10 protein-coding genes and 1 pseudogene are annotated in these 11,683 nt (G+C 72.6%); 6 read left to right on the forward strand and 5 right to left on the reverse strand.

Annotated features, from left to right (window positions below):
- Positions 1 to 50: 50 nt before the first annotated feature.
- The gene (locus IEY78_RS11405) at positions 51 to 1,178 is read left to right on the forward strand and encodes a DUF475 domain-containing protein (RefSeq protein WP_189097543.1); all 1,128 of its coding nucleotides are present in this window, start codon (positions 51 to 53) and stop codon (positions 1,176 to 1,178) included.
- Positions 1,179 to 1,259: 81 nt separating this feature from the next.
- Positions 1,260 to 2,018, forward strand: a complete 759-nt coding sequence (locus IEY78_RS11410; RefSeq protein ID WP_189097544.1) for a TerD family protein — start codon at positions 1,260 to 1,262, stop codon at positions 2,016 to 2,018.
- 62 nt (positions 2,019 to 2,080) lie between these two features.
- Here IEY78_RS11410 and IEY78_RS11415 read toward each other — a convergent pair whose 3' ends face one another.
- Positions 2,081 to 3,157: a TerD family protein gene (locus tag IEY78_RS11415; protein WP_189097545.1), complete on the reverse strand. Its 1,077-nt coding sequence runs from the start codon at positions 3,155 to 3,157 to the stop codon at positions 2,081 to 2,083.
- Positions 3,158 to 3,374: 217 nt separating this feature from the next.
- Between IEY78_RS11415 and IEY78_RS11420 the strand changes: the two genes are divergently transcribed.
- The 4 genes from IEY78_RS11420 to IEY78_RS11435 all read left to right on the forward strand — a co-directional run bounded on the left by IEY78_RS11420 (position 3,375) and on the right by IEY78_RS11435 (position 8,620).
- Positions 3,375 to 4,547, forward strand: a complete 1,173-nt coding sequence (locus IEY78_RS11420) for an HpcH/HpaI aldolase/citrate lyase family protein (RefSeq protein WP_189097546.1) — start codon at positions 3,375 to 3,377, stop codon at positions 4,545 to 4,547.
- A complete protein-coding gene (locus tag IEY78_RS11425) occupies positions 4,544 to 7,075 on the forward strand; it encodes a phosphoribosyltransferase (protein WP_189097547.1) in 2,532 nt (843 codons plus the stop codon). Before IEY78_RS11420 ends, IEY78_RS11425 begins: the two co-directional genes overlap by 4 nt.
- Complete coding sequence (locus tag IEY78_RS11430; RefSeq protein ID WP_189097548.1) at positions 7,075 to 7,887, forward strand: HAD family hydrolase; 813 nt, start codon at positions 7,075 to 7,077, stop codon at positions 7,885 to 7,887. Before IEY78_RS11425 ends, IEY78_RS11430 begins: the two co-directional genes overlap by 1 nt.
- Positions 7,888 to 7,960: 73 nt before the next feature.
- Entirely contained in the window at positions 7,961 to 8,620 is a 660-nt protein-coding gene (locus IEY78_RS11435; protein WP_189097549.1) for an O-methyltransferase, read from the forward strand.
- Positions 8,621 to 8,660: 40 nt separating this feature from the next.
- Here IEY78_RS11435 and IEY78_RS11440 read toward each other — a convergent pair whose 3' ends face one another.
- The 4 genes and pseudogenes from IEY78_RS11440 to IEY78_RS34305 all read right to left on the reverse strand — a co-directional run.
- The gene (locus IEY78_RS11440; RefSeq protein ID WP_189097550.1) at positions 8,661 to 8,879 is read right to left on the reverse strand and encodes an FmdB family zinc ribbon protein; all 219 of its coding nucleotides are present in this window, start codon (positions 8,877 to 8,879) and stop codon (positions 8,661 to 8,663) included.
- Positions 8,880 to 8,897: 18 nt separating this feature from the next.
- Positions 8,898 to 9,518, reverse strand: a complete 621-nt coding sequence (locus IEY78_RS11445; protein ID WP_189097551.1) for a bifunctional 4-hydroxy-2-oxoglutarate aldolase/2-dehydro-3-deoxy-phosphogluconate aldolase — start codon at positions 9,516 to 9,518, stop codon at positions 8,898 to 8,900.
- 381 nt (positions 9,519 to 9,899) lie between these two features.
- The gene (locus IEY78_RS11450) at positions 9,900 to 10,604 is read right to left on the reverse strand and encodes a FadR/GntR family transcriptional regulator (RefSeq protein ID WP_189097552.1); all 705 of its coding nucleotides are present in this window, start codon (positions 10,602 to 10,604) and stop codon (positions 9,900 to 9,902) included.
- Positions 10,605 to 11,008: 404 nt separating this feature from the next.
- Positions 11,009 to 11,540 (reverse strand): annotated as a pseudogene (locus tag IEY78_RS34305) (DUF4383 domain-containing protein); the annotation flags it as partial.
- Positions 11,541 to 11,683 lie beyond the last annotated feature (143 nt).

Below are 11,683 nucleotides of genomic sequence, written 5' to 3' on the forward strand. Positions count from 1 at the left end.
CGCCGCGCACTGCGCGCGGGGGACCCACACAGCGAAGGATTGGGTAGGCAGTGCTCCTGAAAACCTTTGGCTGGTCGTTCGCCATCACGGCGGCCGGCCTCGCCTTGGCCGGCGTGCTCTGGGGGTGGCAGGGGCTCGCGATCGTCGGGATCCTGTCCATCCTGGAGATCTCGCTCTCGTTCGACAACGCCGTCATCAACGCGGGCATCCTGCGCAAGATGAACGCGTTCTGGCAGAAGATCTTCCTTACCGTCGGCATCCTCATCGCGGTGTTCGGCATGCGGCTGGTGTTCCCGGTCGTCATTGTCGCGATCACCGCGAAGCTGGGGCCGATCGAGGCGGTCAATCTCGCCATCAATGACAAGACGCGCTACGAACACCTGGTCACCAGCGCCCATCCGGCCATCGCGGCCTTCGGCGGGATCTTCCTGCTGATGATCTTCCTCGACTTCATATTCGAGGAGCGCGACTACAAATGGCTGTCCTGGATCGAAAAGCCCATGGCCAAGATGGGCAAGCTCGACATGCTGTCCGTCATCATCGCCCTGGTCGTCCTGCTGGTGACCTCGATGACCGTGGCCACCGCCGCGGCGCACGGCGCCGGTGACAAGAGCGCCACGGTCCTGCTGGCGGGCGTCGCGGGCCTCCTCACGTATCTCGTCGTCGCCGGGATCTCCGGATACTTCGAGGACAAGCTGGAGGAGGACGACGACGAAGAGGACGGTCAGCCGGCGGCGCCCGCGCGGAACGGGACCGGCGCGGCCGTGGGGCTGGCCGGCAAGGCAGCGTTCTTCATGTTCCTCTACCTCGAGGTCATCGACGCGTCCTTCTCCTTCGACGGCGTCATCGGCGCCTTCGCCATCACCAACGACATCTTCATGATGGCGCTGGGCCTGGGCATCGGGGCGATGTACATCCGCTCGCTGACGGTCTTCCTGGTCCGCAAGGGGACCCTGGACGACTACGTCTACCTGGAGCACGGGGCGCACTACGCCATCGGCGCGCTGGCCGTCATCCTGCTCATCACGATCAAGTACGAGATCAACGAGGTCATCACCGGCCTGGTGGGCATCGTGCTGATCGGCCTCTCGTTCGCCTCGTCCGTGGTCCGCAACCGGCGGGAGGGCAAGCCGGGGGACTCCTCGGGAAAGTCGTCGGAAGTCACCTCCGGAGTGTGACGCGGCGCTGATTGAGGAACGCTCTCTGCGGGGCGGCCTGGGGTGCAGACCTCGGGCCGCCCCGTTCGTCGGGGCCGAGCAATGGGGTGGGGCAACGTGTCGTTCCTGGAGAATCTGCGGCGCGGTGGCGCTGCGAAGTTCGACTTCGACAGCGGCGGCGCGTCGTATGTCGTCGAGCTGACGAAGCGGAATCCGGTCGTCTCACTGACCAAGCAGGGGGCGGCCAGCGGGCATCTGCGGGTCAATCTGCACTGGCAGATGCGCACCTCCGATCTGCACGAGCGGAGCGGGCACGGCAGGGGCGGGCTGCTGCGGCATCCGGGGAAGCTGTTCAAGCCGGAGGTCGTGCAGGCGCAGGGGCCGGCCGTGGTCAACGTCGACCTGGACCTGGCCTGTCTCTACGAGCTCCAGGACGGCACCAAGGGCGTGGTGCAGCCGCTGGGCAACTTCCTCGGCGACCTCAACGGCGCGCCCTTCGTGAAGCTCAGCGGCGACGACCGCTTCGGTTCGGGGTCCGGCGAGACGCTCTACATCAACCTGGACCACCGCGACGAGATCAAGCGGATGCTGATCTTCGTCTACATCTACGACGGCACCCCGGCGTTCGACCGTACGCACGCCGTCGTGACGCTCTACCCGAGCAGCGGACCACGGGTGGAACTCAAGCTGGACGAGCGCGCGCCGCAGGCCCGCTCCTGCGCCGTCTTCATGCTGGAGAACGTCAAGGGCGAGCTGACGGTGCGCCGCGAGGTGAAGTACGTCTACGGCTTCCAGGCGGAGCTCGACCGGCTGTACGGCTGGGGCCTGCAGTGGGGACGGGGCTACAAGTCGAAGGTGTGAGCCGCCCCCGCGGAGCGAGGCGCGGCGGGCCCACCGCGGTGCGGCGGCCCGCCGCGCCGCCGCTAACGGCGCTGGAACTGCGGGCCCTGCGGCGGCAGGACGAAGGACGGGTCCGGCACGAAGGGCTGCTGCTGCGGCGGCACCGGATAGCCGTACGTCCCGGCCGGCGGCGCGGGCGGGAAGCCGTAGCCGGTCGGCGCCTGCGGCTGGTACTGCGGCGGCGGACCCGGGTAGCCGTACGCGGGTTGGGCCGGGGGCTGGGCCGGCGGGGGCGGCACGTTCTGCGGGTAGCCGTGGCCGCCGCCCGTGGGTGCGGCAGCGGCCGCCGGGGCGCCGGCCGGCGGCAGCGGTGCGGACGAGAACGGCTCCGGCATGCCGTCCGGTACATGCTGGGTGACCGCATCGGGGTCGGCCGCCGCGCCGCCCTGCGGATCCGCCGCGGACGGCCCGCCCGAGGACTGCTCGGGCCAGGTGCTGGGCGGCGGGGTCACGGGCGAGGCGGCGGGGCCGTCCGCGGGGGCCGGGTCCTCGGCCGCGGGCTTCGCGCCGGGCGGCTGCGACGCCTCCGGCGCACCGGAGTCCATGCCGTCCGGCTCGCCGTCCTCCACCGAGATCCCGAACTCGGTCGCCAGGCCGACCAGCCCGCTGGCGTACCCCTGCCCCAGGGCGCGGAACTTCCAGGCCTCGCCGCGGCGGTACAACTCCCCGCAGATCAGGGCCGTCTCGTCGCCGGTCTCGGGCACCACGTCGAAGACCGCGATCGGCTCGCCGTCGGCCGCCGCCGCGTCGTACAGCAGGACCCGCAGATCCGTCACGCCCGCGAACGGTCCGCCGTCCGAGGACGCGGCCAGGACGACCCGGTCCACCGAGGGGTCCAGCGCGGCCAGATCCGCTTCGAGGGTGTCGGTCAGCGCCTCGTCGACCTGCGTCTTGGGCAGATGCCGCACCAGGCCGCTGGGGTGGCGGGGCTGGTTGTAGAACACGAAGTCCTCGTCGGAGCGCACGCGTCCGCCGGGGCCCACCAGCAGGGCCGAGGCATCGACATCGGGCACACCGGCGCCGGGCGTCCAGCGCAGGACGGCCCGGACCGCCGTGGCATCGAGGGGTACGTTCGACCCTTTCAGCATCGCGTGCGTCATGCCGCAATCCTGCCTTCCCTCAGCTCGCGGGGACAACGCGGGGGCCCCGCGAGCCGCGCACCGGCACGGGCGGCGGACACTTGGGCGCCCCGCGGGGGTTACGTGATTTTCACGCACGCGGGAACCATCCACACCCCCACGCACGTACGATTACCGGCTGGATCCAGACAGCGAGACACGCGGGGGGCCCGGATCCCGCAGGTATACGGGGAGTCATATGCAGCATTTTGGGTACCTTGCGCCCGACATCCGGAAGGCGCTGTTCCATCAGGAGCCGGTGGAGTTCACCGCCGATTCCCCGGCCCGCACGCTCGCGGTCGCCCTGGGCGCCACCCTCTACAGCCCCGCCACCCGCCCGCAGCTCGCCGCCGACGTCCTCAAGCAGGCCGGGCGCGGCGTGCTGTCCATGGTGCTGTGCCTGGAGGACTCCATAGGGGACGCGGACGTCGAGGCCGGCGAGGAGAACCTGGTCCGCCAGCTCGCGCTGCTCGACGCCGCGGCCGCCGCGGGCGAGTGCCTTCCGCTGCTGTTCATACGGGTCCGCACCCCCGCACAGATACCGGACCTGGTACGGCGGATGGGAGCCGCCGTACACAGGCTGTCTGGATTTGTACTTCCGAAATTCACCGAGGAAAGCGGCGTCCCGTTCCTGGAGGCGCTGACCGCGGCCGAGTCCGCGAGCGACCGGCGGCTGTTCGCGATGCCGGTGCTGGAATCCCCGCAGCTGCTGCATCTGGAGAGCCGCACCGAGACGCTGTGCGGCATCGCCCGGACCGTCGACAAATACCGTGACCGGGTGCTCGCCCTGCGCCTCGGCGTCACCGACTTCTGCTCCGCCTACGGGCTGCGCCGGGCGCCCGACATGACCGCCTACGACGTCCGGATCGTCGCGTCCGTGATCTCCGATGTGGTCAATGTGCTGGGCCGGGCGGACGGCAGCGGCTTCACGGTCACCGGCCCGGTGTGGGAGTACTTCCGGCTGCACGAGCGGATGTTCAAGCCGCAGCTGCGGCGCAGCCCGTTCCTCGGGCACGCCGAGGAGCTGCGGACCGCCCTGATCGAGCACGACATGGACGGGCTGCTGCGCGAGATCGAACTCGACCGCGCCAACGGCCTCCAGGGCAAGACCTGCATCCACCCCTCGCACGTCGCCCCCGTGCACGCCCTCTCGGTCGTCAGCCACGAGGAGTTCAGCGACGCGGTCGACATCCTCCGGCCCGAGCGGGGCGACGGCGGGGTCCTGCGCTCGGCCTACACGAACAAGATGAACGAGGTGAAACCGCACCGCGCCTGGGCGGAGCGGACCCTGCTGCGCGCCGAGGCGTTCGGGGTCGCGGCGGAGGGCGTCGGGTTCGTGGAACTGCTGACGGCGAGCGTGCCGCAGACATGACCGCGGCGAACGGCACGGGCGAACGGCACGACGGTACGACGAAGGAGACACGGCACGTGGTCTGGACAGGGGAATGGGTCGCCGGGCGGCTCGGGGTCTCGCTGAGCGGCGGGGACGAGCTGCCCGAGCTGCTGGGGCTGGCGCTGCGGCGCAACCCCAAGCGGGCTCATCTGCTCGTGTCGAACGTGCTCGGCAAGCATGTGCCGCAGCGGCCGGACGTGGTCCACGGGGCCGGCGTCGGTCTGGGGCGGCGGGTGCGGCAGCTGCTGGGCGCCGAGGCCGCCGCCCGCGCCGTCGTCCTGGGCTACGCCGAGACCGCCACCGGCCTGGGGCACTCGGTGGCCGACGGCTTGGAGTCGGCGCCGTATCTGCACTCCACCCGGCGGCCGGTGGCGGGCGTCGCGCCGGTGGGCGGCTTCGAGGAGGAGCACAGCCACGCCACCTCGCACCTGCTGCTGCCCGAGGACCACGCGCTGCTGGCCGGGGACGGACCGCTGGTCCTCGTCGACGACGAGTTCTCCACCGGCACGACCGTGCTGAACACCATCAGGGCGCTGCACGCGCGCTTCCCGCGCGAGCGGTACGTGGTCGTCGCCCTGGTCGACATGCGCTCCGGCGAGGACCGCGACCGGCTGGAGAGGTGCGCGGCGGAGCTGGGCGCGCGCGTCGACCTGGTGGCGCTGGCCGCGGGCGGCGTCCGCCTCCCCGACGAGGTGCTCGCCCGCGGCCAGGAACTCGTCGCCCGGCACGAGGCCCTCGCGGCCCGGACCCCGGCGGGCGGCCCGGACCCGGCGCCCGGTGCCGGCCCCGCCGTACGGATCGACCTCGGCTGGCCCGCAGGTCTGCCGGACGGCGGGCGGCACGGCTTCACCCCCGCGCACCGCGCGCGGCTGGAGGCCGGACTGCCCGCCATGGCGGAGCGGCTCGCGCGGCGGCTGGACGGTGCACGCCGCATCCTCGTCCTCGGCAACGAGGAGCTGATGTACGCGCCGCTGCGGATCGCCGGGGCGCTGGACGCGCTGGTCACCGCGCGGGACGGCGACGCCGCACCCGCCGACGGCGGCGGCGCGGGCGTCTTCTTCTCCACCACCACCCGCTCGCCGGTGCTCGCCGTCGACGACCCCGGGTACGCGATCCGCACCCGGCTGTCCTTCCCCGCCCACGACGGGCCCGCCGACGGGCCGGGGGAGCGCCACGCCTACAACGTGGCGCCCGGCGCCGCACCGCAGCGCCGCTTCGACGCGATCGTCGCCGTCGTGGACTCGTCCGGCGACCGCCCCGAACTGCACGCCGACGGCGGTCTGCTGCACCGCCTCGCCGCGCACACCGACCGGCTGCTGCTCGCCGTCGTCCCCTCGTACGCGCCCCGACCGGAGGCCGGAACCATGCCCCTCCCCGAGCCGCTGCGCGGCCCCGCCTTCTCCTCCTACGGGCCCGACGAGGTCGGCTGGCTGCTCCAGGACCTCTCCGGCCTCACCCTGGAGGCGCCGACCGAGGAACGCGAGGAGGCGATCCAGCGCGGCGGCGCCCACTACGCCGAGTCGCTGCCCGTCGAGTACCAGCCGAGCGAGGAGTACCAGGCGCTGTTCCACAGCGCGCTCGACGCCTCGGCGGGCCGGATCGCGCGGGCCGTCGGGACCGTCACCGAGACCGTGCTCGCCGAACGCGGCCCGCGCCCCGTCCTGGTCTCGCTGGCCCGCGCCGGCACCCCCGTCGGGGTGCTGATGCGCCGCTGGGCCCGGCACGCCCACGGGCTGGAGCTGCCGCACTACGCCGTCTCGATCGTCCGCGGCCGCGGCATCGACACCACGGCACTGCGCTGGCTGGCCGACCGGCACGACCCGGCCGATGTCGTCTTCGTCGACGGCTGGACCGGCAAGGGCGCCATCACCCGCGAACTCGCCGAGGCACTGGCCGACTTCCCCGGCTTCGACCCCCGGATCGTGGTGCTCGCCGACCCCGGCGGCTGCGTCGAGACGTACGGCACCCGCGACGACTTCCTCATCCCCTCCGCCTGCCTCAACTCCACCGTCTCCGGCCTCATATCGCGCACCGTCCTGCGCGCCGACCTGGTGGGCCCGGACGACTTCCACGGCGCGAAGTTCTACCGCGAGCTGGCCGGCGCCGATCTGTCGGGCACCTTCCTGGGCGCGGTCACCGCGCGCTTCGACGAGGTCGCCGGGGAGGTCGCCGCGGAGGTGAAGGAGCTGGCCGCCGCGGACCGGACACCCACCTGGGAGGGCTGGGAGGCCGTCCGGCGGATCAGCGAGGAGTACGGCATCCACGACGTCAACCTGGTCAAACCCGGTGTCGGGGAGACCACCCGGGTCCTGCTGCGCCGGGTCCCCTGGAAGATCCTGGCCCGGCGCGGCGCCGGGGCCGACCTCGCCCATGTGCGCCTCCTGGCGGAGCAGCGCGGCGTCCCCGTCGAAGAGGTCGACCAGCTGCCCTACACCTGCGTGGGGTTGATCCACCCCCGCTTCACCCGCGGCGCCACCGGAGCCGACGGCACGGCGGTGGCCTCCTGATGCGCACCCTCGTCGCCAGCGACCTCGACCGCACCCTGATCTACTCGGCCGCCGCGCTGGGCCTCACCGTGCCCGACGCCGAGGCCCCCCGGCTGCTGTGCGTCGAGACATACGAGCGCGCACCGCAGTCCTATCTGACCGAGACGGCCGCCGGGCTGCTCGCCGAACTCGCCGCCCGCACCACCTTCGTGCCGGCCACCACCCGCACCCGCGCGCAGTACGGCCGCATCCACCTCCCGGGCCCGGAACCGGAGTTCGCCGTCTGCGCCAACGGCGGCCATCTGCTCGTACGGGGAGTGTCGGACCCGGACTGGCAGCGCACCGTCGCCGAGCGGATCGCCGCGCACTGCGCGCCGCTGGCCGAGGTCCGCGACCGTCTCACCGGCACCGCCGACCCGGCCTGGCTGCGCAAGGAGCGGGTGGCCGAGGACCTCTTCGTCTACCTCGTCGTGGAGCGGCCGCTGCTGCCGGACACCTGGGTGAAGGACCTCACCGGCTGGGCGGCCGAGCGCGGCTGGACGGTGTCGCTCCAGGGTCGCAAGATCTATGCCGTGCCGCAGCCGCTGACCAAGAGCGCCGCCGTCGCGGAGGTGGCCCGCCGCACGGGCGCCGCCGAGATTCTCGCGGCCGGTGACTCCCTGCTCGACGCCGATCTGCTGCTGGCCGCCGACCGCGGATGGCGGCCCGGACACGGCGAACTGGCGGACGCCGGCTGGTGTGCTCCCCATGTCACGGCGCTGGAGGCACGCGGGGTGGCCGCCGGCGAGGAGATCGTCCGCGCCTTCCTCGGCGGGCTCGGCGGCCTCGGCTAGTCTCGCCGGGGCGGTCGGCCGCCCTCGTCCGGTGACCGGCCGCGACCGCAGTCCTTGAGCAGGAGGAGAGTTCGTGGCCGAGTCCAAGAGCACGCCGATCACCGCGGAGACATACGACTACGTCCTCGCGCACAACCCGCCGCTGAACGACGCGCAGCGCGACATCGTCGACCTCACCCATCGCGTGTTCCCGGACGCGGCGGGCATGCAGTCGGCACAGGAACAGGGGCCGCTGCTGGCGTTCCTGGTGCGGCTGACCGGGGCCCGGCAGATCGTCGAGGTGGGCACGTTCACCGGCTTCTCGGCCCTGTCGATGGCGCAGGCCCTGCCCGCGGACGGCACGCTGCTCGCCTGCGACGTGTCGGAGGAGTGGACGGCGTACGCCCGGGAGTGCTGGGAGCGCGCCGGGGTCGCGGACCGCATCCAGCTGCGCATCGCCCCCGCACTGGAGACCCTGCGCGCGCTGCCCGACGGCCCGCAGTTCGACCTCGCCTACCTCGACGCGGACAAGGGCGGCTACATCGCCTACTGGGAAGAGCTGGTGCCCCGCATGCGGCCGGGTGGCCTGATCGCCGTGGACAACGTCCTCTACGGCGGCCAGGTCGTCGACCGGGCGGCCACCGGCTCGGCCCTGGCGATCCGGGCCTTCAACGACCATGTCGCCGCGGACGCGCGCATGGAAGCGGTACTGCTGACCGTGGCGGACGGGCTGACGCTGGCACGCAAGCGCTGAGCCCGCCGGGCCCGGCCCAAGTGCCGCGACAGCACAACCTCTAGCCGCAGGCGCCGCCTCCGCAGCAGCCGCCACCACCGCGCGGGGCGGGGGCGGCCGCGGGCGCGGCGGCGGAACCGCCGACGGAGACCGTGGAGAGCAGCTTCACGGTGTCCTCGTGGCCGCGGGGGCAGACCGCCGGGGCGGAGGACTCGGCCATCGGCCGGTTCAGCTCGAAGGTGCTGTCGCAGGGGCGGCACCGGTATTCATAACGAGGCATGCGCACAGATTAGCCGCGTCACCCCGCGCACACCGCCTGGAACTCCGCCGCGCGCTTGCGCAGCTCGTCGAGGTCGCCGCCGTCCGCCGCGTCCCCGATCAGCGGGGAGCCGACGCCCACCGCCACCGCCCCCGCGTCGAAATACCGCTGAGCGGTGGCCGCGTCCACCCCGCCGACCGGCACGAACGCAGGGTCGGGGAAGGGTCCGCGGAGCGCCTCCAGATAGGCCGGTCCGCCCATCGACGCGGGGAACAGCTTGAGGGCGGAGACGCCCATCGCATCGGCCGCGATGACCTCGGACGGCGTCAGCACTCCGGCGAGCGTCGGCAGGCCCTGGCGGACGGACTCCTCCAGGCCGGCCCCGAGACCGGGGGTGACGATGAGGTTCGCCCCGGCTTCGGCGGCGCGCCGGGCGTCGGCGGCGGTCTGGACGGTGCCGGCGCCGAGCCAGGCCGCGTCGCCGAGCTCGGCGCGGGCCCGTCGGATGACGGTGAGGGCGTCGTGCCCGCTGAGCGAGATCTCGATCAGCGGAAGGCCTGCCTCCGCAAGCGCCATGACCGTGCGGAAGGACGCTTCCGCGTCCCTGCCCCGGATGATCGCTACCAGCCGCTCGGTCCGGAGCGCTTCGCTGAGGTCCATGGCGTTTCCTGCTTTCTGCTGCACCCCGCCGCGTGTGTGCTGCGCGACCGGGTCGTTCGGCGCGCGGGTGACACGGTTGATTATTCCGGTCGGGCAGGCCCTTCGCGTGCCCGACCGCCACAGCCGTCACGGCTCTCTGCCACCACCCGCCCATCTCCTCCGCCTCGCCCTCACCTGCCCCTTCCACACCGTCACCAGCCGTACTCCGGCCGTACTGTCATGGGCCATCGGCCGCCGGTCCCGCGCCGGGTCCGCCACGGGCCGCCCCGGCCCGCGGGCGTCTCGGTGCACGTCCCCGTGAAGTCGAGGTCGAAGTCCCTTTCACCGTCGAGGACTTCGCACCGGGCCGCGGCGCGGCGCGCGGCAGAATCCCCCGCCGTTCTACGGATGCTCCCGCGCGGACAGGTCGAGCAGTTCGAGCATCGCCATGTAGGCGCCGTCGATGTCCCTGCTCCGTACGGCGTCGACGACCGCGGCATGGGCCGCGTGCGGCGGCGTGAGCGCTCCGGCCGCGGCGAGCACCTCCCGGTCACGCTGGACGAGCACCGGCACGATCACCCGGTGCAGCTGCGCGTAGAAGCGGTTGTTCGACGCGACCAGCATGGCCGTGTGGAAGGACGCGTCGGCGCGTACCAGCATCACCGGGTCGCCGGTGCTCGCGGCCATCGCGCGCAGCGCGGCGTCCAGCGCCGCCAGATCGTCCTCGGTACGGCGCTCTGCGGCGAGCGCGGCCGCCGCCGGCTCGATGGAGCGGCGCAGTTCGAGCACGTCGGCGAAGAAGTCGGACGAGACGCCGGCCGCGAGCTTCCACCGCAGCACGTCTGTGTCCAGCAGATTCCAGTCCTCCCGGGGGCGCACGAACGTGCCGTGTTCGGTGTCGGCGCCGAGGATCCCCTTGGCGGCCAGCGCCTTGATCGCCGCACGTGCCACGGTCTGGCTCACGTCCAGCTCCGCCATCACCTCGGGCACGGACAGGCTGTCGCCCTCCCGGTAGGTGCCCTTGAGGATCCGCGTGGCGAGCGCCTCCACGGCCATGGTGTGCACCCCGTGCCCCGCGGCGGAGGTGGCATGCCCGGAACGGCTCATCGTGCTGCTCCCTGCTTCCCGCGCCCTGCTTCCGCTGCCCTGCCGCCGACAGCCCCGCGCACGGCCCCGGCCTCGCTACGGCAGGGGGCTTTGGCTTCGCGCCCCGGCTCAGGACTTCTTGCCGCCGGTGCGGGTGCCGGTGCCGGAGTCCTTGCTCCTGCTCCTGCCCCAGCCCCTGGTCTTGCCGGTGTCCTGGCCGCTGTCGAGCGCGCCCGTGCCGGTGGATGTGGACGTCCCGGCGGACGCGGACGCCGTCCGGCTGAGCCGTCTGCTCCCGCTGGTGCCGGCACCGAACGAACCGCGTCCGGCGTGCGAGGCGCCCTGCATCGAGACCCGTGCCGCCTGCCTCGCGGCCGTCATGCCGGAGACGGGGTGCAGCTGCCCGCGGTCGAACCGTTCCGCCTCGTCCGGGTGCCGGGCCCGCCAGTACGGATTGTCGTGCGAGAGGCCGCCGCTGACCCGTCCGTACATCCCGAAGATCAGCAGCAACAGCCCCACCAGGAAGCTGAAGAGGACGTTCTGGAGCTGGAAGGCGAGGAAGTTCGCGTCGGTCTGGAGCAGCGCCAGGTTCACGAACCCGCTCAGCAGGAACAGCCCGCCGAACACGATGTTGAGGGTCGAGGCGAAGTTCCCGCCGATCACCATGCCGAGGACGAGGATCGCGCCGACCACGATCGACAGCACGCTCAGGGTGCCGTTGGTGTTCAGCCCGGCCACGGTGTCGCCGCCGGTGTCGAAGTAGCCGATGTGGTGCGTCAGTCCGAGGATGCCGAAGGCGATCAGTACCAGGCCCATCAGCCCCGCGCCGATGCGGTAGACCTTGCTGAGCCGGTGGTCCATGGGCAGGTGCTCGTCGAGGCGGGTGTGCCGGGCCTTCGTCCGGTGGAACCGTTGCGTGGGCCCGTGCAGGGGATGGCCAGTAACCCCAGTAGCCATGTCCGGCCTCCTTCGCGCAGGGGTGCCGCCTGGGCCGTACCTCTCTTAAGGATCCGCCCACGCGGTACATCGCGCCATCGCGCCCGGGCGGGGTGCACCGTGCACGTGCCGGAGCCGAGCCGCGGCAGGCCCCGGTGTGTGCG

It is taken from the genome of Streptomyces kronopolitis, from assembly GCF_014646275.1.
GTDB classification, from domain to species: Bacteria; Actinomycetota; Actinomycetes; order Streptomycetales; family Streptomycetaceae; genus Streptomyces; species Streptomyces kronopolitis.